The organism is Clostridium chromiireducens (genome assembly GCF_003575225.1).
GTDB lineage: Bacteria > Bacillota > Clostridia > Clostridiales > Clostridiaceae > Clostridium > Clostridium chromiireducens.
The window spans coordinates 112,156-135,449 of the sequence record NZ_QXDJ01000004.1 but is presented as its reverse complement, the minus strand read 5'-3'; the positions used below and the strand labels follow the sequence as shown (position 1 = coordinate 135,449).

The window sequence follows — 23,294 nt, the reverse complement described above, 5'->3', positions numbered from 1 at the left end:
TGATTAAAGAATTTTTTGTTAAAAATAGACATGGTAGTGTAAAAAAGGCTAGAGAAATAAAGAAAAATACAAGGAAAAAAGAAAAATAAGAGTAAAACATAGAAATATTTAAATTATGGAAGAGCTTGATAATAAATAATATGTGATGTAAAATTAAGGAAAACATTACAATAAGAGGAGGTAGCTGATATGAGAGGACGTAAAAGAAAAGAATCAAGGAGAATTATTAAAAGTGATAGAAAGATTAATCAAAAAAATAAGAACTTGATGATAGAGAAGATTCTATCCTATAATCCTGCACTTGTGGAAGGAATCGAGATATATAAAGATGCCAATAGGAATTTTATGCTGCTAATTTTTCTTGGAGCTCTACTAATTAACTTCCCATTAATTTCAGTACCTTGTTGTGTGTTGTCTATGTTTTTTATTATAAAAATGCTACAGTTTATACGTTATAAAAGTATAAATAATATAGTAAAAGAGCTAGCAAAAGATATATCTTTCAAAGGAATATATGATAGAGGTAAAGTTGAGGATATGCTTGATGATTTTAGAACTAAGTATGGTGAAGATGTTATTGAGTATAGTGAACTAGTAGAAATGATTGAAAAATACGAAAATTTTGTAATTAAGATAGAGTGCATTTTGAAGAATATAAATATTCATGAAAAACAAAATGTTTATAACAAAGCTGGAATAAATAGTAAGAAAAAAGCTTATTTAAGAAGAGAAGATAGATTTACTTATGGTGAAACGGAAGAAAATCAGAATAAAACATTAGAACAAGATTATTATTTTGATGAAACCTTATCCGTGCTATATAAGAAAGAAAATGGTGAAATTAAAAAAATTAATAAAGCAATTGAACTTTTTGATATAGAAAGTATTGAAAATAATAGTGAAAATGCAATAATATTAAGGAATGTCAATAAAGAGAATAAGAATCTCACTGTATACTTATATAAGAAATCATCAGTGCTCCAAAAAAATGCATTATAGAATTCACTAATTTGATAAGAAAAGCATTACAGCAATGCTCTTGTTAGGCCCTAATAGAGATAATTAAGGTTTGATAAGAGTTGTCTTTTTTTTTATTTTGTAATAAAATCTAAAAGGTATGATAATATAAGTTTAATTTAGAATATATATATAATACTATGGAGGAAGATATGCAAGATGTAATGATAATAGGTATAGCTGGTGGTAGTGGATCAGGTAAAACTACGCTAGCTGAGAAAATAAGGGAAGTCTTCGAGGAGCAAGTTATTATACTTTGTCATGATTATTATTATAAATCTAATGAAGAAATTTCATTAGAAGAAAGAAAGAAGCTAAATTATGACCATCCAAATTCATTTGATACTGATCTTTTAATAGATCATCTTAAGCAGTTAAAGGAAGGAAATACAGTATACCATCCGGTTTATTCATTTGTTGAACACACTAGGCTAAATGATAAGGTTGAAGTTAAGCCAACTAAGGTTATTATATTAGAAGGAATATTGATATTTGAAAATAAGGAACTTTGTGATTTGATGGACATAAAAGTTTTTGTAGATACTGATGGTGATGTAAGGATAATAAGAAGATTATTAAGAGATGTAAAAGAGCGAGGTAGAGATTTAGACTCTGTAATAAATCAATACTTAGGAACTGTGAAACCTATGCATGAGGAGTTTGTAGATCCAAGCAAAAGAAGGGCAGATATAATAATTCCAGAGGGTGGAGCAAATACTGTAGCGTTAAGTATGTTACTTGAAAGAATACGGAATTTTATATATAAATAATAATTGTACATATTTTAATAATAAACTGCTCTTATCAATTGATTTAGAGCAGTTTATTGTAGTTAGTATTTAATATTATTTGAATGTAGAGCAAGAACAATAATATTAACAGATGCTGGCAAACTTCTTTATAAGAGGGCTAAACATATAATAGAAATTACTAATTCGGCTGCTAGAGAAGTAGGGAATCTGAAGCGATGGTGGTTGTGATGAGTCAATATTATATGTTTATGAATGAATGTGCGGAAATTGATCTAAATGATTTAAAGGATGTACTACTTATTATTAAGAGATACTTTAAAGATTCAAATTACAGCGATTTGGATTAAGGAGAGATATTTATGGGGTGCAGCAAAGAGATTTTTGGAATTGTTTTATTAGTTGGAAAGTTTGAAGTAAAATGTTAAGATATAAAAAGTACGCAATATTTTTAATTGGAGAAGAGGAGAAAACGTATGAAAAAAATAGATGCAATAATTTTTGATATGGATGGAGTATTAATTGATTCAGAAAGAATATCATTTCAATGCTATAAGGAAGTTCTTAAAGAATATAAATATGAAATAGCTGAAGAGTTTTATGTAAAGTTTATTGGGAGAAATGTTGATGGCATAAAGTTAGTTATGTTGGAGGAATATGGAAGTGATTTCCCGTTTGATGAGATATATAAGAAGAAATCTGAATTAGCACATAAAACAACAAATGAAAATGGTGTTAAAATTAAAGCGGGAGTTCATGAATTACTAGATTATTTAAATAAAGAAAAATTTAAAATAGCTGTTGCAACTTCAACAAGGAGACAAAGAGCACTAGAACTATTGGAAGAAGCAAAGATAAAAGAGAAAGTTAATTCTATAGTTTGCGGTGATCAAGTGAAAAATTCCAAACCAGATCCGGAAATTTTCCTAAAGGCAGCAGAAGAATTAGATGTGGACCCTAAAAATTGTTTGGTTATAGAAGATTCAGACGCTGGGATAATGGCGGCTCATTCAGCAGGAATGACTGGTATACATGTTCCGGATATGAAAGTATTAGAGGAAGAGACAAAAAAATTAGCATTTAAAATATGTGAACGGTTAATTGATGTAAAAGAATTGATTAAAAATAATAAATTGAATTAGTATTTTTAATCAATTAATATAACTTTAAAGTACTGGTATGTAGAAGAATATATTATTAAAAGTAGGACAAGTTGTAGTTTTTAAGTGTAATGGCGCTGGTAAGGTGCTAAAATAAAAGACCTAAATATATTATAAATAGAAATGATCTACTAAAAGTTTTTTGTAGATCATTTTTCGTAAGTTTAATTATTGGTAAATCATTTTAGGGTTTATAACTTTTGGATCATAACCATTATTCCTAAGGGCTTTTATAATGGCTTCTTTATGTTCATGCCCAAAGGTTTCCATAGTTATATCAAGTTCAACCGCACTGTTACGATTAATGCTAACAAATTGATTATGATCTAGTTTGATTATATTACCTTGAGCTTCTGCAATTACCTTAGATACATTTGTTAATTCACCAGGTTTATCTGGAAGCAAAACAGAAACTGTACAAATACGTTCTCTTTCAATTAAACCATGTTGTACTAAGGATGCAAAAGTAATCACGTCCATGTTGCCACCACTTATAATAGATACAATTTTTTTATCCTTTACATCTAAGTGTTTTAATGCTGCTACAGTTAATAAACCTGAGTTTTCAGCAAGCATTTTGTGATTTTCAAGCATATCTAGGAATGCTCCTATAAGCTCGTGATCTTCAATAGTTATGATTTCGTCAAGATTTTGTTTTATATATGGAAAAATCTTAGAGCCAGGAGTTTTAACGGCAGTACCATCAGCTATAGTATCCACTGAAGGAAGAGTGATTACTTCTCCGTTTTTTAATGAAACCTGCATGCAGTTTGCACCAGCGGGCTCAACACCAATAACTTTTATGTTAGGGTTAAGAAGTTTAACGAGTGTAGAAACTCCTGTAGCGAGTCCACCGCCGCCTATTGGTACTAAGATTATATCAACGGTTGGTAATTCTTTTATGATCTCCATCGCTATTGAGCCTTGACCGGTTGCTACATCTAAGTCATCAAAAGGATGAATGAAAGTATAGCCTTTTTCTTCGGCAAGTTTTAAAGCGTAATTACAAGCTTCATCATAAACATCTCCATGTAAAATAACTTCTGCTCCATAGGCTTTAGTACGATTAACCTTCATTAGTGGAGTGGTAGTTGGCATTACAATTATTGCTTTTGTATTATAGGATTTTGCAGCGTAAGCTACTCCTTGAGCGTGGTTGCCAGCAGAAGCTGTTACAAGACCTTTGTTTCTATCTTCTTCTGAAAGCGTGCTGATTTTATAGTATGCCCCTCTTATTTTATAAGCACCCGTTTTTTGCATATTTTCAGGCTTGAAGTAGACTTTATTTCCTGTAATATCTGAATAATAATCACTAAACACTAATTTAGTTTTTAAAATTACTCTCTGTACGATTTCGTATGCTTCTTCAAATTTATCTAGTGTCATCATTTTTGTAATATCCCCTTTATATGTATATTGCTTTTAGCTAATAGTTTTATGATAACATGTTAGCATTTTATGTCAAGTAAGAGTTTTTAAGACAGTGAACTTTGTGAGATAAAATAAAAAAGTATATTTAAATTATAAAGAAGAACAAAAATAACAAGTTAATATAATGCTGCAATATCATTTATCAAAATGATATTTATTTGTGTTTAAGACATTAGTAGCATTTTTAACTTGTTATTTTCGAGCATTTTAGATAGTTACAAAATGAAGTATAATAGTTAAAAAAGAAGAGATTTATAGAGGACTTTTACTGTTAATGTCCTTTATGCTTTTCTAGCTTTTTCTTTTTTCTTAACTCAAACTTTTTTTGCTCTTCTTGCTCCTTTTGCTCTTTTGATTTTTGTTTGCGTATTATTTTGCTTTGTTCATGCTGTAATTGCATAGCTATTTGAGCTTTAGTTCCTATGCCTTTAGCATTAACCTCTTTTCTAATACTTCTCTGAAGCCTTTTAGGATTGTGTTTCCTTTCTACTGATTTAAATTCATCAGACAATATCGGCGAACTAAAATTTAAATGATAGAATTTTTTTAGTATGAATTCGTAAGTTTCCTCATCTTTTGGTTCTGAGCCGAAGGTAACTTTGCATACATTATATTCGCCATTTTCAATATTTTCAAAGACACCAATCCAAAATGGATCATCAAAAAGAACTGTTAATTTAATTATTGTTACCATAATTAAATCCTCCTGTATGAAATAAATTTACGGAGAATGGACAACCCCAGGAGGGCAGGTTACTGCTATATTATAATATAGGTTCTGACTACCAACAGAAACAGTGTTTTTATCTCTTAAACATTATTATAATAGAAGAAAGTATCAATGAAAAGAGAACTGTTTATTATTATATTTGCATTATGAGATTTTATTGTATTTTATATAGTTAATATATGAATTTATATATAAACACCATGATAAGGTTTTATAGAGAGATTATATAAAGTGATAAAGTTTAAAATGCAAAAAAGAGCCAGTTTTAATAAACTGACTACATTTTTAATAATTGCTATATTATCTTTGTTGTCCAATCTTCACAGTTCCAAGTTTCAGTTATTATGTCTCTATAAAAGTCAGGTTCATGTGAAACTAATAGAATTGTTCCTTTGTATTCTTTAAGTGCCTTTTTTAATTCATCTTTTGCATCAACATCTAAATGATTTGTAGGCTCGTCAAGTATTAATATGTTAGTCTCATTATTTATAATTTTACAAAGCCTAACTTTTGCAGCCTCACCACCAGATAGAACTCTTATTTGAGATTCTAATTGTTTAGTTGTAAGTCCACATTTAGCAAGAGCAGCTCTTATTTGATATTGAGTATATCCAGGGAACTCTTGCCACACTTCCTCTATACAAGTGTTACTATTATCGCCTCTATCTTCCTGTTCAAAATAACCTATGTATTGATAATCTCCTAGATTAACTTCTCCGCTAAGTGGTTTGATTATACCTAGTAAACTTTTTAAAAGAGTTGATTTACCAAGTCCGTTAGCTCCAACTAATGCTATTTTTTGTCCTCTTTCCATATATAAATTTAATGGTTTTGTAAGAGGAGAGTCATAACCTATAACTAAATCTTTAGTTTCAAAAATAACTTTACCAGAAGCTCTAGCTGGTTTGAAGTTGAATTCAGGTTTTGGCTTTTCCTTAGAAAGTTCAATTACATCCATCTTATCTAATTTCTTTTGTCTAGATTTAGCCATATTAGCAGTAGCAACATTAGCTTTATTTCTAGCAACGAAGTCTTCAAGTCTTGCAATTTCCTTTTGTTGCTTTTCAAAGGCAGCTTCTAATTTCTTCTTGTTTTCTGTATATATTCTTTGGAATTCATCATAATCTCCAACGTATCTAGTAAGCTTTCTTTCATCTACGTGATAAATTAAGTTAACTACTGAATTTATGAATGGGATATCGTGTGAAATTAGTATAAATGCATTTTCATACGATTGAAGGTATCTTTTAAGCCATTCTATATGTTCTTCATCAAGATAGTTAGTAGGCTCATCTAAAAGTAAAATATCAGGAGATTGTAGTAATAATTTACCTAAAAGAATTTTAGTTCTTTGTCCACCTGATAAATCATCAACATCTCTATCTAAGCCTAAATCTAAAAGTCCAAGCCCCTTCGCAACTTCCTCGACTTTTGGATCAATTATATAAAATCCATTATGATCAAGCATGTCTTGAATTGTAGCAGTTCTATCTAACATTTTATTTAACTCATCTTCACTGCAATCACCCATTTTTTCATATAAAGAATTCATTTCGGCTTCCAAATCAAAAAGGTATTTAAAAGCATCTCTTAAAGCATCTCTTATACTTTGTCCTTTAGTTAAAGCAGCATGTTGGTCCATATATCCAACTCTAACATTATTTGACCATATAACATTACCTTCATCAGGCATAAGTTTTCCTGTTACTATATTCATAAATGTTGATTTACCTTCTCCATTAGCTCCAATAAGACCAACATGTTCACCTTTTAATAATCTAAATGATACATCTTCGAAAATAGCTCTATCTCCAAAGCCATGATTCATATTTTTAACAGTAAGTACGCTCATTAATTGCCTCCTAAAATATAAAATAATTCGTTATAAATCTATTCTAAAATAGTTTAAATGATAGGAAGCTACTATGTCAAAGTAAATTTCTTATTTTCTTGGGCATTTAATAAATTTGATTTATATATGGAAGGCGAATTTTTAAGTTTAGAAATATAGAAATAATCAAAAAGTAAGAAATTGTGATGGTCATATGAAAAATTTTTACATATGACCATAAATATTTGAAAAATTAAAAATAAGTCAGAGTTTTATTAATAATATTCCTATTTTGGGGCAAACTTATATTACAAAAAAACATTTATAAATATAATTTTTTAGCAATTATAAATAATATAAAGATTTTTTAAGAAAGGAGATATTATTATGCTAGATTTAAACAAAGAAATAAAAGAAAAGGCAGAAAAAATGAGATGTGAAATGAAAGAATTCACTCAAGATATGAGTAGCGAATTTAGAACTATGACAGGAATTGTAAAAGAAAAAGCTGAAAAATTGAGCAGTGAGATAAGAAATAGGATAATAAGATAAAAATGAAAAGGATAGCAGTCAAGAGGAATCTTACACATGCTATCTTTTTTGTTTTTGAGAACATTATAAAGGAGATTTAAGTAATTTTTTGTATTTTATATAATGCTTCAGTTGCCTAATATAAAAGTAACATAAAAAAACAGAAATCATATTATATAGTGGACATGATTATAAGGTAAGTAGACTACCTCGATCTATTAATTTTCCTTTTCTTAGTGGGATGGGTGCGACGTCATATTTTGAAAGAAACTTTTTTACTTCGTCTCCCCATTTGTAACTATCTAGATCACCAAAGAAAGCCATTTTGTTATTAGAGATCATACCACCAACCCCGCCTATAAAGCCATAATTTAGTGAAGGTAGTAATATATCTCCGGGAGGAAGCAGAAGAATATCAAAGTTATAATTTTTTAAAGATTCAAAAATTCCTCTATCGCTTGTAATTAATGCAGTTTCATTAACGGGTAGGATAGAACATTTGGTGTATCCTTGAGGAACATTAATATGTTTTTTTAAATATTGCGATTTTAAAAGGTTATCGTCACTAAATTTTAATGTGTGTATAAAATAATTCTCTAATATTAAGGAATTTAAAATAATATCACCAGGATATTTATTAGTCAACGAGCTCTTAGAAAAAATATAATCTATATTATTTTCTTTGAGAATATTAATGAAAGTTTCAGAAATATTTTTTTGGATAATGATTTTATCACTTAAACTATTTTTTAATATATTTAATTGAATATCAGGATGACCATTTATAGCTTCATAAACATCATTAGATTTTGGGACTAGAATTGGATTGATTCCAAATTTTGAAAGATTAAGTAATTCTTCTTTTGTCGCTCTATAATCAATAAAACAATGCATAAAATGCTCCTTAAAAAATGTGATAAATAATCTGCTTTTGCAATCTAGCAAGGCAGTTGATTTAAATTATATTTTGAACCTTAGATTTAGATATGTCAATTAATTAACGATTATACGTAAAAAAGGAACTTGTGTTTAACCAAAAATAAAATATAAACTCTGCATATCATTAGATTTTTTATACATACTAATATTAAGAAGGGAGTGAAATCCATGCTTATTTTAAAATTAGCTTATAGTGAAGACTTGACTTTTTCTCGGGACCTGCAAGAGCTAAGAGAGCTACTGAAGAAGAAAAATATCTTAATAGGGTTTGTTGAAAGCATCGAAGGAAATACTCATATAATTAAGATAATTTCTGAGGATGAATGTTATAATGAAAAAATAAAAGAAGTTATTAACTTATATGTTAGTAATATTTTATATAGAATAGTAATTGATAATTATAGAAAAAAAGAAATGTTTGAATTCATAACGGATAACTATTTTTTCTTAAAACAAAGTGAGATACTGGAGGTGGAAGATCAAATAGTTAAAGTATTAAAATATGAAGAAACTACTCAAAATGAAGATTCTATATATTGCTTAAATAAAATAAACTTAATGGTAGAAATGATTAGAGATTGTATAAGTGAAAAACAAGAACTTAATATAGATGGGTTTATAACTTTTAGAATGCGAAAACTTAGAGGTGATATTGAGAAAATTATAGATAAAGTTGTGGAAAGATATATGGTCGAAAAGGAATATAAGGAATTTATAAAATTACTAAAGTATTTTGTAGAGTTACAGGAATCTAAGATAGAAGAAGTTAATATAATAATAGAAGAAGGGAATAATTATATTATTCGGGATAAAGAAGGTAAAAATTTATATTACGATTTTTGCAATGAATTAATAACGGAACAAAATAAAGTAGATTTAAATATTGAGGACATACTAATAAGTGGACTTATTACAAATGCACCAAAAGCTATAAATATTTTTGGTAAAGAAAATTGCAACAATAAGGAGTTTTTGGATACAATAGAAAATGTGTTTGAAAATAGAGTGACTTTTTATGAAGCAAACAACGAATATAATTCTGAAAAAATAATTGCGAAAAAATATTGACACGTATTAATAAAGATGATATACTAATATTCGTTAAGAAGAAACAGCCGTTTCTCACCTAACAGTGTTAATTCTACTGGTTGGGTTAATGGATATCTATTTATGCATTATGCATGATGTATTGATAATGTTGAGACGGCTATATGGCCGTCTTTTTATTATGTATGTAATTTTTCGGAGGTGAAAAATATTAATAAAGATTTTTCTATGAATGAAGAAATAAGAGAAAAAGAACTTAGAGTGATTGGAAGCGATGGGGAGCAATTAGGTGTTATCTCATCAGCTGAAGCAAGAAGACTTGCAGAAGAGAAAGAAATGGACTTAGTTATGATTTCTCCTAATGCTACACCACCAGTTTGTAAGATTATGGACTTTGGTAAGTATATATATGAGCAATCAAAAAAGGAAAAAGAAGCTAAGAAAAAGCAAAAAATTGTAAGTATTAAAGAAATAAGATGCAGTCTAACTATTGAGGAACATGATATTGACATAAAAGCAAAAAATGCAAGAAAGTTCCTATTAGATGGAGATAAAGTTAAAATCACTGTCAGATTTAGAGGTAGAGAAATGGAACTTTCCCACATTGGGCAAAGAATTCTTAATAACTTTGCTTCTAAATTAGAAGATGTCTGCCTAATAGAGAAACATCCTAAAAGAGAAGGCAGAAGCATGACAATGGTTTTAGGGCCTAAGAAGGCATAACTTGAGAGGAGGATTTTAATCATGCCAAAAATGAAAAGTCATAGAGGTGCAGCAAAAAGATTCAAAAAGACAGGTACAGGAAAGATCAAGAGAGCTAAAGCGTTTAAGAGTCATATCTTAACTAAGAAGAGCTCAAAGAGAAAGAGAAATCTTAGAAAAGCTGGATACGTTTCAGTAACACAAGAAAAAACTATTAAGAAATTATTACCATACCTATAAAATAGAGGTAGTGCAGGAGGTTTAAGTAATGGCAAGAGTAAAGAGAGCGAAAAATTCTCGTAAAAATCATAAAAAAGTTTTAAAACTTGCAAAAGGATACTATGGTGGAAAGAGCAAGTTATTTAAAACTGCTAATGAATCAGTAATAAGAGCATTAAGAAATTCTTATGTTGGAAGAAAGAATAAGAAGAGAGATTATAGAAGCGTATGGATCGCAAGAATAAACGCTGCTACAAGAATGAATGATTTATCATATTCAAAATTCATGAACGGAATTAAATTAGCTGGAATAGATATCAATAGAAAAATGTTATCAGAGATAGCTATAAATGATCCTAAGGCGTTTTCAGAATTAGTAGAAGTTGCTAAGAAACAATTAAACGCTTAATACATAAAATGCGGCTTAGGCCGCATTTTATTTTATTTATAAAATAATTTATAGTAATGGTATAGCTGTTTCTTGTTTCGAAGATTATATATAAGTATATAGGAATGTTGTGGCGGCTCTTGGTAATGAGCTTGAAAGTATGATTTGTAAGAAAAGCTGAATAGGTTAGAGGTGTAGAACTTTGATATTTATTGAAAGTAAAGAAAATAATTTGTTTAAGTATACCAAGAAACTTAAAGAAAGAAAAAATAGAAATAAAAATAATCAATATATAATAGAAGGGTTTAGATTGATTCAAGAGGCATTCAAAGCGAAAGTTAATATAGATTATTTAATTGTTACAGAAGATGCATTTGAGAGAATTGATCAATTTTTATTACATTACATAACTGAGGATACAAAAATATATAAAATAAGTGAAAGCTTATTTAAAGAATTAATTTCTACAGAAGGGCCACAAGGAATAATTGCTGTAATTAATATGAATTCAATGTCATTAAGTGATAATGGTGATTTCTATTTGCTTTGTGATAAAATACAGGATCCTGGTAACTTAGGAACTATAATAAGAACTTCTCATGCGGCAGGAGTACAAGGGATTATATTAACAAAAGGAACTGTAGATATATACAATGAAAAAACTATTAGATCTACAATGGGTTCTATATTTTATATTCCTATTCATTATGATGATGAGAATTTAACATTAGTTAAGCAATTAAAAGAGAAGGGATTCAACATAGTTGTTACATCACTTGATACTGATAAAAACTTTTTTGACGTAGATCTAAAGGGTAAAGTTCTGCTAGCTGTTGGAAATGAAGGTAATGGAGTGAGTAGTGAAGTATTTGATTTGGCTAATACTAAAGTTAAAATCCCTATGCCTGGTAATGCAGAATCTCTAAATGTAGCTATAGCTGCGTCAGTTATAATGTATGAAAAAGTAAGGCAAAGTAATTTGTAAAGATATCATAAAATTGAGTATTGATATTTTTAGGATTTATTTGTATAATTAGTTGTATTAATGAAATATTTAAAAACTGTGAATGAGAGAGTAGATATTAGAAGAATTTTAAGGGAGAGAAGGTCATAGACTGCAAGCCTTCTTAAATAATATAATATTGAAGTTCACTCAGGAGTTCTAGCTGTGAAATTTTTAGTAGTAGCTAGCGGCAAAAAAAGTCGTTAATTAAATTAAGTTGGGTTGCTTTAGTGATAAAGCTCCAATTAGGGTGGTAACGCGGATTTTTCGTCCCTTTTTATGGGGGCGATTTTTTTGTGTAAAAATTTGCTCAGTATAATAATTTGTGATTAATTCAAGTCTAGCCGGTAAGGGGTTAAGATTTTTGAAGTGTGTTTTAAGAAATAAATGAAAAATCACTTTATTGGCGACTAAAAGTAAATAATATGACATTGTTTGCTGAATTTATTGAAAGGAGAACAATTATGAAAGAAAAACTTAAAGAATTGCAAGAGCTTGCATTAAATCAAATTGAAGCTGTAAAAAATAGCAGTGAATTAGAAGAGATAAGAGTAAAGTTCTTAGGTAAAAAAGGAGAACTTACTACAATATTAAGAGGTATGGGAGGATTATCTCCAGAAGAAAGACCGATAGTTGGAAAAATGGTGAATGAAGCTAAAGCTGTTGTTGAAGAGAAACTAGAAAGCATATTAAAAACTATTAAAGATAAGGAAAAGTCAGAAAAACTTGCTGGAGAAACTATAGATATTTCACTTCCAGGAAGAAAAAAAGTAATAGGAAAAAGGCATCCTTTAGACCTAACATTACAAAGCATGGAAGAAATCTTTATTTCAATGGGTTTCACTATTGAAGAAGGTCCAGAAGTTGAACTTGACCGTTACAATTTTGAGGCATTAAATATCCCTAAGAATCATCCGGCAAGAAGTGAACAAGATACTTTATATATCAACGATAATATAGTTCTAAGAACTCAAACTTCACCAGTTCAAATTAGAACTATGGAAAATCAAAAACCTCCAATAAAAATGATATCACCTGGTAAAGTATATAGATCAGATTCAGTAGATGCTACTCACTCGCCAATATTCTATCAAATGGAAGGTTTGGTTATTGACAAAGGAGTTACTTTTGCTGATTTAAAAGGAACATTAGAATTATTTGCTAAGAAGATGTTTGGAGATAAGGTTCAAACTAAATTCAGACCGCACCATTTCCCGTTCACAGAGCCATCTGCTGAAATGGATGCAACTTGCTTTGTTTGTGGTGGAGAAGGATGTAGAGTGTGTAAAGGCAGTGGTTGGATTGAATTATTAGGTTGCGGTATGGTTCACCCAAATGTTCTTAGAAATTGTGGGCTTGATCCAGAAGTTTATAGTGGATTTGCTTTTGGATTTGGTGTTGATAGAATGGTAATGTTGAAATATGGAATAGATGATATAAGATTACTTTATGAAAGTGATATGAGATTCTTAAATCAATTTTAAGAACTTATAGCATAACATCTTTCATGAGTTCTAGTAATTAGAAACTTGGAGATTTAAGAATATATATTTTTAACCATATATATTCTAGAGAATATTACCATATATATTCTTCAGAATATGCACCTTAAAAAAAGCAGCTATGCTGCAATTAAGATCTTATCACATATAAAAAAGTGCGAAGCACAATTAAGAACTTTTACACTTATAAAAATGAGGGTAAGAGATATTAGATTTAGAGCGAATTAATTACTTCGTTGTTAAAAGAGGAGGAAGCAAAATGAAAGTACCATATAACTGGCTTAAAGATTATGTTGATATAAATGTTAGTCCTAAAGAATTAGGAGATAAATTAACTTTAACTGGTTCACAATTAGAGGAACTTGTTGTTCAAGGTGATGTAATTCAAAATGTGGTTACATGTAAAATTAATAAAATAGAAAAGCATCCAGATGCAGAAAAATTAAGTATATGTCAGGTTGACATAGGCACTGAAGAAATACAAATAGTTACAGCTGCAACCAATATGAAAGAACAAGACATTGTACCAGTTGCTCTTCATGGTTCTACATTAGCTGATGGATCTAAAATTAAAAAAGGTAAGCTTAGAGGAGAAGTGTCAAATGGTATGTTCTGTTCAGAAGAAGAATTAGGCATAGCGGGAGATGAACCAGTACATGGATTAATGATTTTACCTGCGGATACTAAAATCGGAGCTGATATTAAAGAAGTTTTAGGTTTAAATAAGGCTATCTTGGATTTCGAAATAACTTCAAATAGACCAGATTGTTTAAGCATGGTTGGGATGGCAAGAGAAACAGCGGCAGCGCTTAGAACTACTTATAAAATGCCTAATTTAGATTATGAAGCAAAATGTTCTAAGAATATAAGTGATGAACTAACAGTTGAAGTTAAAGATTCACTTTGTAATAGATATATTGCAAGAGGAATTAAAAATGTTAAAGTGCAGCCATCACCAGGATGGATGCAGGAAAGACTTCTTGAAGCAGGAATTAGACCTATAAATAATATAGTTGATATAACAAATTTTGTAATGCTTGAAATTGGGGAACCAATGCATGCTTTTGATAAGAGAGAAATCACTACTAATAAAATAGTTGTTGAAAGAGCTAAAGATAAAGAAAAATTCACGACTTTAGATGAAGTAGAAAGAGAATTAGATGATTCCATGCTTTGTATTAAAGATGGAGGCAACACTATAGGCCTTGCTGGAATAATGGGTGGCTTAAACTCAGAAATAAAAGAAGATACTACTGAAGTTGTTTTTGAATGTGCAAACTTTGATGGTACTAACATAAGAGTGAATTCTAAGAAGTTAAATTTAAGAACAGAGGCTTCAAGCAGATTTGAAAAAGATATTGATCCTAATTTGGCTGAAATAGCAATAAACAGAGCATGTAGTTTAATATGTGAATTAAATGCTGGAGAAGTTATGGAAGGCACTATAGATGTTTATAACAATAAAAAAGAAGCATCAACTGTAACTGTTGATTCAAATTGGGTTAATAACTTCCTTGGAACAGATCTTTCTAAAGAAGAGATGAAGAGATGTTTAGATAGTGTTGATTTATTCACAGAAATTAATGGTGAAAATTTAGTTGTAACAGCATCAACTTTCAGAGTTGACATTGCAATTAGAGAAGACATAGCTGAAGAAATAGCAAGAATTTATGGATATGAAAAGATTCCTACAACAATTTTCAAGGTGTCTACAGAAAGAGAACCTAGATATAGAAAAGGAATGTTAGATAACAGAGTAGTATTGCTTGCAACAGGAAGTGGATTAAATCAATCTATTAGTTACTCATTTGTATCTCCAAAGGTATTTGATAAAATCAATTTACCTGAAGATAGTGAACTTAGAAAGGTTGTTAAGATAAAGAATCCATTAGGAGAAGACTATAGTGTAATGAGAACATCAACACTTCCTTCAATTATGGAATCTCTCGGAAGAAATTATTCTAGAAATAATTCATATGTTAGATTATTTGAAATGGGTAAAGTTTATATTCCAAATGAAGATGAAACAAAGCTTCCAATAGAAAAAAATACCTTAACTATAGGTATGTATGGAGATTGTGATTATTTAGAACTTAAGGGTGTTGTTGAAAACATAACTGAGGGTCTTGGAATAAAAAATGTTAAATATGAAAGAGAAAGCGAAAATGTAAGCTACCATCCTGGAAAAACAGCTAAGATTGTTGTTGCCAGAAACAATGCTGGAACACTTGGAGAAGTTCACTTAGATGTTTGTGAGAATTATGGTTTAGATGTACCATGCTTTGTTGCTGAGTTAGATTTAGATGTTTTATATGAAAATGCTGATATGGATAAAAAGTATAAAGCATTACCTAAATTCCCAGCAGTGACAAGAGATATAGCATTACTTGTTGATGATAGTCTTCTAGTTCAAGAAATTGATGAAACAATTAAAAAAGCTGGTGGAAACTTAGTTGAAAAAGTGGAATTGTTTGATATATATAAAGGAAAACAAATTCCAGAAGGTAAGAAGAGTATAGCTTATGCTATTTGGTACAGAGATGAAAGTAAAACATTAACAGATAAAGATGTTAATAAAGTTCATGAAAAGATTCTAAAATCTTTGGAATATAAACTTGGAGCCACATTAAGAGACTAAAAAGTATAATATAATAAGAATTTTATTTTAAAAGATGAAAAACTACGTAAAAATATATATTGTTTTTACGTAGTTTTTTTAATTTTTATAAAAAAATATCAGTATGAAGGAGGAAATACCATGTTTTTATAGAATAGATATACTTAAAGTGGTTAAAAGTGGTGTTAAGTGGTATAAAATAGAGGAGAATTTCAAAAAGTATCAAAGTGGGAGCTGAGAATAATGTTTATTGGGGAATATCAACATGCGTTAGATCCTAAGAATAGAATAATTGTTCCAGTGAAGCTTAGAGAAGGTCTGGGAAATAAATTTGTTATTACAAAAGGCCTAGATGGATGTTTATATGCTTATCCGCTTGGAGAATGGAAAATACTAGAAGATAAATTAAAAACTTTGCCTTTAACAAATAAAGATGCACGATCTTTTGTACGATTCTTTTTTTCTGGGGCTTGTGAGGTAGAATTAGATAAACAAGGTAGGGGATTAATTCCACAAAATTTAAAAGAATATGCAAGTATAGAAAAGGACATAGTAAGTATTGGAGTATTATCTAGAGTAGAAATATGGAGCAAAGAAAAGTGGAATGAATATAACGAATCAAGTATAGATTTTGATTCAATTGCAGAAAAAATGAATGATTTAGGAATATAAGGAGTTTTTAGTATGGAATTTAAACACGTTTCAGTATTATTAAATGAGTGCATAGACGCACTAAATATCAAGGAAAATGGAATTTATGTTGATTGTACTTTAGGTGGTGCAGGACATTCTTCCCATATTTTAAAGCATCTATCATCTGATGGAGTGCTAATAGGTATAGATCAAGACAAAGATGCGCTAAGTGCAGCTAAAGAAAGGCTAAGGGATTTTAGTAATGTAAAATATGTTCATAGTAATTTTTATAGTATAGATAACATTTTAAATGATTTAGAGATTGAAAAAGTTGATGGAATTTTAATGGATCTTGGTGTTTCATCATATCAGCTTGACGAAGCATCTAGAGGATTTAGTTATATGAAGGATGCACCATTGGATATGAGGATGAACAGAGATAATGATTTTTCTGCTTATGAAATTATAAATACTTATTCAGAAGAAAATTTATATAAAATCATAAAGGATTATGGTGAAGAAAGATTTGCTAAAAGAATTGCAAATTTTATAGTTAATAGAAGGGTAGAAAAGCCTATAGAAACAACTTTTGAACTAGTAGATATTATTAAAGCTGCTATTCCAGCCAAAATGAGAAGAGAAGGACCTCATCCAGCTAAAAGGACATTTCAGGCGATTAGAATAGAAGTTAACTCAGAATTGAAAATACTAAATAAAACTATAGAAGATGGAGTGAATAGATTAAATAAAGGGGGAAGAATGGCAATAATAACTTTCCACTCTTTAGAGGATAGAATTGTAAAACTTAAATTTAGAGAATTAGAAAACCCATGTAATTGTCCAAAAGAATTTCCGATTTGCGCTTGTGGAAAATTACCACAAGTTAAGAATATATCAAAAAAAGGCATAGCACCAACTGAAGAGGAAATTGAAGAAAATCCAAGGAGTAGAAGCGCTAAATTGAGGATAATTGAAAAAATATAATTATTATTATGTTATAAATATGTTGGGATGTGAATAAAATGGGAAGAAGAGAATATGATTATATAAAAGGGAATACAGCATTAGCACCAGAAAGAAAAACCAGGGTACGTAAACCAGAGAAGAAATATAAGGAAATACAAAGAAGAAAAAATATAACAAACAAGAACAATTTATTGAGAAACAGCAGAAGAAATGATAGAAAATATATGTTAACTGTAGCAGTAGTCATAATTGGTCTTGGATTTATAACTATTTCTGGGGATAATAAAATTTATAGTATGCAAAGTAAAGTAAGTAAATTAAGTGCTGAAATTAAGCTAACACAAGAAGAAAATGAAGCTATAAAAGTTAAATTACTTAAGTTTTCATCTTTAAACAATATAGAACAGAATGCTTCAAATAAATTGGCTATGTTTGTTCCAAAGAAAGAGGAAACTGTAAGGATTGATTTTGCTCAGAATTATTTTGAGGATATAAAACCGACCAATACAGAATCTAACCCTAAAAAAGATACTTTATTCTCTAAACTAACAAGTTTACTTAAGTAGTCGTAGTAATTTGTGTTCCCACATAAATAATAATAAGTTAAATTATCGGTATTTTGAGGGTTATGTAAGGTATAATTAGGAATAATAAGTCAATGTGTACTATTGTACTTAAATCTAAATGGAAGATATATTTTACTGAATTTTAGAAGGTGAAGTCTTCCATTGTTAGATTAACTTTATGATGTGCTATGGTAAGTATATTTACTAATGAGTAACTATAAGGCAAGGATATTGTATATAACATAAAATATACAAAGTATCTTTGACTTATTGTCTTTTCATATACCAAAAGAAAGTACATGGGGGAAGTAGACGTTGAAAAAGAAAAATTATAAAGATAGAGCAAAAATGCGCCAAAGGATGAGTTTTGCTGCTTTTGTCTTGACTTTTGTTTTTGCAATATTAACAATAAGACTTTCATATATAATGATAGTTAAGAGAGCTGACTATGCGGCAAGGGCAGAGGAACAATGGACAAGCGAAGTAAAAATAGATGCTATAAGGGGAAGAATACTAGACAGAAATGGTAAGGAACTTGCTGTATCCGCTAATGTTTATAGAGTTGACTTCGATTTGAATTCTATAAGGTCATATTTGAAAAGAACATTAAAAGATCTGAAAAAGACTGAAATTGATCAAATGAAGAGCGTAGGAATTCCTATTCCTTCTGGAGATGAAGGATTAAAAACAGATGATATAGCGCCTGCTATTGCAAAGGCATTGGACCTTGATGTTACAAAAGTTAAGGATAAACTTGAAACTAAACTTCCAAGTGGTGCAAATGCTGGATCTGCTACTCTTGTGAGAAGAATAGAAAAAGAACAGGCAGATAAAGTTAAGGAACTTAATATAAGCGGAGTTTTGGTTTCGCCAGATACAAAGCGGTATTATCCTAATAATAATTTTCTAGCACATGTACTAGGCAGTACTAATGTCGATGGTAAGGGATTAACTGGAGTGGAGCTTCAATATAACTCATATCTATCAGGAATTCCTGGCATGAAGATTGCAGAGCTTGATAAAAACAACAGGGATTTACCCTATACAATATCTCAATTTACATCACCAGTAAATGGTAAAGATGTATCTCTTACAATTGATGAAAATATTCAAAATTTTGCTGAGAAAGCAGCTCAACAGGCATATGAAGATACTAAGGCAAAAGCAGTTTCAATATTAGTTATGGATCCTAAGACAGGGGAAGTTTTAGGAATGGTTAATAAGCCAGATTTTGATCCTAATAATCCACGAGAGGGTTCAGATAATTTTGATGGAGCAACTAAAGAGGATAAAGTACAAAAGATGTGGAGAAATAGGTTAGTAAATGATACATTTGAGCCAGGGTCCATATTTAAAGTTGTAACAGCTATTACAGGATTAGAAGAAAATATTGTTAATAAGGATACAAAATTCTTTTGTAATGGATCATTAGCAGTTGGTGGCATTCATCCAAAATGCTGGAGAACACAAGGACATGGAGCGCAGGTATTCCCAGATATAATTCAAAATTCATGTAATGTAGGATTCATGGAGCTGGGAGCTATGATTGGCAAAGAAAAATTATGTGAATACATTAATAAGTTTGGATTTGGTAAAGCAAGTGGAATCGACTTACCAGGTGAGGCGAAGGGTATTGTAAAGCCTGTTAATAAAGTATCAGACGCGGACCTCGCAACAATAGCATTTGGTCAAACTAACACTGTAAACTCTGTTCAATATATGGCAGCATTTAATGCTGTTGCTAATGGAGGAACCCTAATTCAACCGCATGTAATGAAGGAAGTAACTCATGAAGATGAAAATAATGTGAAAATTGTAGACGAGACATTTAAACCTAAAACATCAACAGTTGCTAGTACTGAAAAAACAGCCGAACTTAGAAGTTATCTTGAAAGAGTTGTTACTGGTGGGTCGGGTACAGGAACATTCATAGAAGGATATCATATTGGTGGTAAAACAGGTACAGCTCAAAAGGTTATTGATGGTAGATATCAAGATGGTAAATATATATCTTCATTTGTTGGAATGGCTCCGGTTAGTGATCCAAAGGTTACTATTATGGTAACAATTGATGAGCCAAGCAATGGGGTATACTACGCGGCTCAAGTTGCTGTTCCACCAGCTAAAACACTATTTACAGATATTTTTAATTATTTAAATAGTAAATTCTCAGATGAAAATAATGTGCAAATTACTAGAGATATAGTAATTCCTGAAGTTAGAAATATGAAGATTGCTGATGCTAAAAAAGTATTGAAAGATGCAAAATTAGATTTTAATATAGATGGAGATGGTGAATCGGTATTAAACATGACACCATATCCAGGCTACTCAGTAAAAGAAGGTTCAAAAATTAATCTTTACACAGGTAGTGATGCGACTTATAATAATAATGTTGTAATGCCAGATGTTAGAGGATATTCTAAGGAGGATGCTACTACTTTGTTAAAGGGCCTTGGAATAGTGCCTGCTTTTGATGGAAGCGGAGCGGTATCGGATCAAGATATTTCACAAGGAGAAGTAATAGCTAAAGGAACAACAGTTAAACTTACTTTAAGCTCAGATTATAAAGATTAAAAAGGTATAACAGGGTTAATATTAAGGTTTTTAATCTTAAATGTTTATGAGTTTGTGAAGTGTTTGTGGTAGAGTTGAAAATAAAAAAGTATTAGTATGTGAGAGATTGCTCACATACTAATATTTTTTAATAGCAATTTTATTAAGCCTTAAATAGATTTTTTGAAAATTTTACTAATTGTAATTTAACAGTAATTATAAAAAGGTTAGCTGATTTAATTCGTAAGAATAAACGGAGGAACGTCGTTGAAAAAGATAAGATACATAAATAAAGGAAAAATGCGCCAAAGATCGCTGTATATAGCTTTATCATTAACAATAGTTTTTGCGCTATTATTAATTCGATTATCTTATATAATGGTGGTTAATGGTGCGGATTATTCTGGAAGAGCAGAAGAACAGTGGACAAGCGAAGTGAAGATGGATGCCCAAAGGGGAAGAATACTGGATAGAAGTGGAAATGAACTCGTCGTATCTGCTAATGTCTACAGGGTAGATTTTGATTTAAATTCTATGAGATCATACTTAAAAAGACAATTGACATCTATTCCAAACAAGGAACTGGATCATATGAAAAGCGTAGGTATTCCTGTACCTACAGGAAACGCTGGATTAAATTATAATGATATTGCGCCTGTGATTGCAAAGGCATTGAATATGGATGAATCAGAAATAAAAGCTGACTTAGAAAAGAAGCTTCCAAGTGGTGCTGATGCGGGATCTGTTACTGTAGTACGGAAAATAGAAAAAAGTGTGGCTGATAAAGTCAAGGAACTTAATATAAATGGAATTATAGTTTCACAAGATACAAAAAGATATTACCCTAATAATAACTTTCTATCACATGTTTTAGGAATTACTGATCCAGATGGCAAAGGACTAACAGGAGTTGAATTTCAATATAATTCTTATTTGACAGGAATTCCTGGAATGAAGATTGCAGAGTTTGATAAAAATAATACAGACTTGCCTTATACTGTTCCTGATTATACGGCGCCTATAAAGGGCAAAGATGTTACTTTAACTATTGATGAAAATATTCAAAGTTTTGCTGAGAAGATAGCGAAACAGTGCTATGATGAAAATAAAGCTAAAGCAGTTTCAATATTAGTTATGGACCCTAAAACAGGTGAAGTTTTAGGTATGGTTAATAAACCAGATTTTGATCCAAATAATCCATATAGCGGGGCGGATAAATTTGATGGTGCTAATATTAATGACAAAGTGCAGCAAATGTGGAGAAATAGGTTAGTTAATGATACTTTTGAACCTGGATCCATATTTAAAGTAATCACTACTATATCAGGTTTAGAAAATAATGTTGCTAATAAAGATACACAATTTGTAGATAATGGATCAATATCAGTAGGAGGTATTACTGTAAGAAATGCTGAACAACTGAATAGATTTCAAAATTTACCCGAAATTCTTAAAAACTCTTCTAATGTTGGATATGTAAAATTAGGACAAATGATTGGTAAAGAAAAGTTATGTGAATCTATTGATAAATTTGGATTCGGAAAAGTAAGTGGAATTGACTTGCCGGGTGAAGCATCTGGAATTGTAAAAAAAGTTGATCAAGTTTCAGAAGCAGACCTTGCTACAATATCATTTGGTCAAACTAACACAGTAAATTCGGTTCAATATATGGCAGCATTTAATGCAATAGCAAATGGAGGTACGCTAATTCAGCCTCATGTAATGAAAGAAGTAACTCATAATGATGAAAATAATGTTAAAATTGTAGATGATACTTTTAAGCCAAAAAGTTCTACAGTCGCAAGTCCAGAAAAGACAGCAGAACTTAGAACTTACCTTGAAGGTGTTGTGAAAGGAGGATCAGCTACAGCTACTTTTATTGATGGGTATCACATTGGTGGTAAAACTGGTACAGCCCAAAAGGTTATTGGTAGAAAATATGGAGAAGGTAAGTATATCTCTTCATTTGTTGGAATGGCTCCAGTCGATGATCCTAAAATTACTATTATGATAACCGTTGATGAACCTAGTAATGGTGCGTATTATGCAGCACAAGTAGCTGTACCATATGCTAAACTATTATTTACGGATGTTTTTAACTATCTAAATAGTAAAGATTCTGATGATAAAGAAAAAATTAGTAAAGATGTTGTTATTCCAGAAGTTAGAAATATGAAGCCTCAAGATGCTAAAGAAGTATTGAAAAATATAGGACTAGATTGTCTTATAGATGGGGATGGAGAAACAATAGTAAATATGACTCCATATCCAGGGAATTCAGTAAGGGAAGGTTCAAAAATAACACTTTACACAAGTGGTGATGCGACTTATAATAATAATGTTGTAATGCCAAATGTTAGGGGATATTCAAAAGAAGATGCAGATACTTTATTAAAAAAGCTTGGAATTACAGTCACTTTTGATGGAAATGGAACTGTTTCAACACAGGATATTTCTGAAGGAGAAATTATTACTAAAGGAACAACTGTTAAATTAACATTGAGTGTAGATTATAAAGATTAAGGAACAATCAAAAAATAATAAACCAGTATGAGATTAAATGAAATTATGTAGAGAATTTAGAGTGAATCAGACTAAGGATAAAATACTAGCATGTGGGAATGCTCGCATGCTATATTTTTTTAATTCACAAATTCTAAAGAAATTCATAACTGTTTATTGGAACGGATAATTTGGAACTTTTGTG

Annotated in this window: 20 protein-coding genes and 1 other annotated feature; of the genes, 16 read left to right on the top strand and 4 right to left on the bottom strand. The window is 30.2% G+C overall.

Annotation, left to right across the window (positions count from 1 at the left end; genetic code table 11):
- Positions 1-189: 189 nt before the first annotated feature.
- The 3 genes from D2A34_RS16490 (at position 190) to D2A34_RS16480 (ending at position 2,908) form a co-directional block, all read left to right on the top strand.
- Positions 190-999: a hypothetical protein gene (locus D2A34_RS16490; protein WP_079440097.1), complete on the top strand. Its 810-nt coding sequence runs from the start codon at positions 190-192 to the stop codon at positions 997-999.
- 170 nt (positions 1,000-1,169) lie between these two features.
- A complete protein-coding gene (gene udk / locus D2A34_RS16485; RefSeq protein WP_079440096.1) occupies positions 1,170-1,787 on the top strand; it encodes a uridine kinase in 618 nt (205 codons plus the stop codon).
- A gap of 455 nt (positions 1,788-2,242) precedes the next feature.
- Positions 2,243-2,908 (top strand): HAD family hydrolase, encoded by a 666-nt coding sequence (locus D2A34_RS16480; RefSeq protein WP_079440095.1) that lies wholly within the window; start codon positions 2,243-2,245, stop codon positions 2,906-2,908.
- Positions 2,909-3,094: 186 nt separating this feature from the next.
- Here D2A34_RS16480 and ilvA read toward each other — a convergent pair whose 3' ends face one another.
- From ilvA to D2A34_RS16465, 3 genes are all read right to left on the bottom strand, one after another.
- Positions 3,095-4,315, bottom strand: a complete 1,221-nt coding sequence (gene ilvA / locus D2A34_RS16475; RefSeq protein ID WP_079440094.1) for a threonine ammonia-lyase — start codon at positions 4,313-4,315, stop codon at positions 3,095-3,097.
- Positions 4,316-4,628: 313 nt separating this feature from the next.
- The gene (locus D2A34_RS16470) at positions 4,629-5,051 is read right to left on the bottom strand and encodes a YjdF family protein (RefSeq protein ID WP_079440093.1); all 423 of its coding nucleotides are present in this window, start codon (positions 5,049-5,051) and stop codon (positions 4,629-4,631) included.
- A 331-nt stretch (positions 5,052-5,382) separates the two neighbouring features.
- Positions 5,383-6,939: an ABC-F family ATP-binding cassette domain-containing protein gene (locus D2A34_RS16465; protein ID WP_079440092.1), complete on the bottom strand. Its 1,557-nt coding sequence runs from the start codon at positions 6,937-6,939 to the stop codon at positions 5,383-5,385.
- Positions 6,940-7,305: 366 nt separating this feature from the next.
- Between D2A34_RS16465 and D2A34_RS26810 the strand changes: the two genes are divergently transcribed.
- The gene (locus D2A34_RS26810; RefSeq protein ID WP_169896788.1) at positions 7,306-7,470 is read left to right on the top strand and encodes a hypothetical protein; all 165 of its coding nucleotides are present in this window, start codon (positions 7,306-7,308) and stop codon (positions 7,468-7,470) included.
- Positions 7,471-7,638: 168 nt separating this feature from the next.
- Here the strand turns inward: D2A34_RS26810 and D2A34_RS16460 are convergent, their stop codons facing one another.
- Entirely contained in the window at positions 7,639-8,343 is a 705-nt protein-coding gene (locus D2A34_RS16460) for a DUF6873 family GME fold protein (RefSeq protein ID WP_119367335.1), read from the bottom strand.
- Between the two features lie 213 nt (positions 8,344-8,556).
- Here D2A34_RS16460 and ytxC point away from each other — a divergent pair, with 213 nt between their 5' ends.
- The 12 genes from ytxC to D2A34_RS16400 all read left to right on the top strand — a co-directional run bounded on the left by ytxC (position 8,557) and on the right by D2A34_RS16400 (position 23,110).
- A complete protein-coding gene (ytxC, locus tag D2A34_RS16455; RefSeq protein WP_079440090.1) occupies positions 8,557-9,456 on the top strand; it encodes a putative sporulation protein YtxC in 900 nt (299 codons plus the stop codon).
- 180 nt (positions 9,457-9,636) lie between these two features.
- Positions 9,637-10,158: a translation initiation factor IF-3 gene (infC, locus tag D2A34_RS16450; protein WP_079440089.1), complete on the top strand. Its 522-nt coding sequence runs from the start codon at positions 9,637-9,639 to the stop codon at positions 10,156-10,158.
- Between the two features lie 21 nt (positions 10,159-10,179).
- The gene (gene rpmI, locus D2A34_RS16445; protein ID WP_079440088.1) at positions 10,180-10,377 is read left to right on the top strand and encodes a 50S ribosomal protein L35; all 198 of its coding nucleotides are present in this window, start codon (positions 10,180-10,182) and stop codon (positions 10,375-10,377) included.
- A gap of 28 nt (positions 10,378-10,405) precedes the next feature.
- Positions 10,406-10,765: a 50S ribosomal protein L20 gene (rplT, locus tag D2A34_RS16440; RefSeq protein WP_079440087.1), complete on the top strand. Its 360-nt coding sequence runs from the start codon at positions 10,406-10,408 to the stop codon at positions 10,763-10,765.
- A gap of 181 nt (positions 10,766-10,946) precedes the next feature.
- The gene (locus D2A34_RS16435; RefSeq protein ID WP_079440086.1) at positions 10,947-11,729 is read left to right on the top strand and encodes a TrmH family RNA methyltransferase; all 783 of its coding nucleotides are present in this window, start codon (positions 10,947-10,949) and stop codon (positions 11,727-11,729) included.
- Positions 11,730-11,798: 69 nt separating this feature from the next.
- Positions 11,799-12,025, top strand: a binding site (T-box leader).
- A gap of 186 nt (positions 12,026-12,211) precedes the next feature.
- Positions 12,212-13,231 (top strand): phenylalanine--tRNA ligase subunit alpha, encoded by a 1,020-nt coding sequence (gene pheS, locus D2A34_RS16430; protein WP_079440085.1) that lies wholly within the window; start codon positions 12,212-12,214, stop codon positions 13,229-13,231.
- Positions 13,232-13,508: 277 nt separating this feature from the next.
- Positions 13,509-15,887: a phenylalanine--tRNA ligase subunit beta gene (gene pheT, locus D2A34_RS16425; RefSeq protein ID WP_119367334.1), complete on the top strand. Its 2,379-nt coding sequence runs from the start codon at positions 13,509-13,511 to the stop codon at positions 15,885-15,887.
- A gap of 222 nt (positions 15,888-16,109) precedes the next feature.
- Complete coding sequence (gene mraZ, locus D2A34_RS16420; protein WP_079440083.1) at positions 16,110-16,538, top strand: division/cell wall cluster transcriptional repressor MraZ; 429 nt, start codon at positions 16,110-16,112, stop codon at positions 16,536-16,538.
- A 12-nt stretch (positions 16,539-16,550) separates the two neighbouring features.
- Positions 16,551-17,483: a 16S rRNA (cytosine(1402)-N(4))-methyltransferase RsmH gene (gene rsmH, locus D2A34_RS16415; protein ID WP_079440082.1), complete on the top strand. Its 933-nt coding sequence runs from the start codon at positions 16,551-16,553 to the stop codon at positions 17,481-17,483.
- 38 nt (positions 17,484-17,521) lie between these two features.
- Positions 17,522-18,031, top strand: a complete 510-nt coding sequence (locus D2A34_RS16410) for a cell division protein FtsL (protein ID WP_079440081.1) — start codon at positions 17,522-17,524, stop codon at positions 18,029-18,031.
- A gap of 315 nt (positions 18,032-18,346) precedes the next feature.
- The gene (locus tag D2A34_RS16405) at positions 18,347-20,608 is read left to right on the top strand and encodes a stage V sporulation protein D (protein ID WP_079440080.1); all 2,262 of its coding nucleotides are present in this window, start codon (positions 18,347-18,349) and stop codon (positions 20,606-20,608) included.
- 246 nt (positions 20,609-20,854) lie between these two features.
- Positions 20,855-23,110 (top strand): stage V sporulation protein D, encoded by a 2,256-nt coding sequence (locus tag D2A34_RS16400; protein ID WP_079440079.1) that lies wholly within the window; start codon positions 20,855-20,857, stop codon positions 23,108-23,110.
- Positions 23,111-23,294: the final 184 nt, after the last annotated feature.

What these genes read in the sequence shown, in the direction of transcription:
- D2A34_RS16490 (WP_079440097.1), top strand. Translation starts at nt 190, where the DNA reads ATGAGAGGACGTAAAAGAAAAGAATCAAGGAGAATTATTAAAAGTGAT.
- udk (WP_079440096.1), top strand. Translation starts at nt 1,170, where the DNA reads ATGCAAGATGTAATGATAATAGGTATAGCTGGTGGTAGTGGATCAGGT.
- D2A34_RS16480 (WP_079440095.1), top strand. Translation starts at nt 2,243, where the DNA reads ATGAAAAAAATAGATGCAATAATTTTTGATATGGATGGAGTATTAATT.
- ilvA (WP_079440094.1), bottom strand. Translation starts at nt 4,315, where the DNA reads ATGATGACACTAGATAAATTTGAAGAAGCATACGAAATCGTACAGAGA.
- D2A34_RS16470 (WP_079440093.1), bottom strand. Translation starts at nt 5,051, where the DNA reads ATGGTAACAATAATTAAATTAACAGTTCTTTTTGATGATCCATTTTGG.
- D2A34_RS16465 (WP_079440092.1), bottom strand. Translation starts at nt 6,939, where the DNA reads ATGAGCGTACTTACTGTTAAAAATATGAATCATGGCTTTGGAGATAGA.
- D2A34_RS26810 (WP_169896788.1), top strand. Translation starts at nt 7,306, where the DNA reads ATGCTAGATTTAAACAAAGAAATAAAAGAAAAGGCAGAAAAAATGAGA.
- D2A34_RS16460 (WP_119367335.1), bottom strand. Translation starts at nt 8,343, where the DNA reads ATGCATTGTTTTATTGATTATAGAGCGACAAAAGAAGAATTACTTAAT.
- ytxC (WP_079440090.1), top strand. Translation starts at nt 8,557, where the DNA reads ATGCTTATTTTAAAATTAGCTTATAGTGAAGACTTGACTTTTTCTCGG.
- rpmI (WP_079440088.1), top strand. Translation starts at nt 10,180, where the DNA reads ATGCCAAAAATGAAAAGTCATAGAGGTGCAGCAAAAAGATTCAAAAAG.
- rplT (WP_079440087.1), top strand. Translation starts at nt 10,406, where the DNA reads ATGGCAAGAGTAAAGAGAGCGAAAAATTCTCGTAAAAATCATAAAAAA.
- pheS (WP_079440085.1), top strand. Translation starts at nt 12,212, where the DNA reads ATGAAAGAAAAACTTAAAGAATTGCAAGAGCTTGCATTAAATCAAATT.
- pheT (WP_119367334.1), top strand. Translation starts at nt 13,509, where the DNA reads ATGAAAGTACCATATAACTGGCTTAAAGATTATGTTGATATAAATGTT.
- mraZ (WP_079440083.1), top strand. Translation starts at nt 16,110, where the DNA reads ATGTTTATTGGGGAATATCAACATGCGTTAGATCCTAAGAATAGAATA.
- rsmH (WP_079440082.1), top strand. Translation starts at nt 16,551, where the DNA reads ATGGAATTTAAACACGTTTCAGTATTATTAAATGAGTGCATAGACGCA.
- D2A34_RS16410 (WP_079440081.1), top strand. Translation starts at nt 17,522, where the DNA reads ATGGGAAGAAGAGAATATGATTATATAAAAGGGAATACAGCATTAGCA.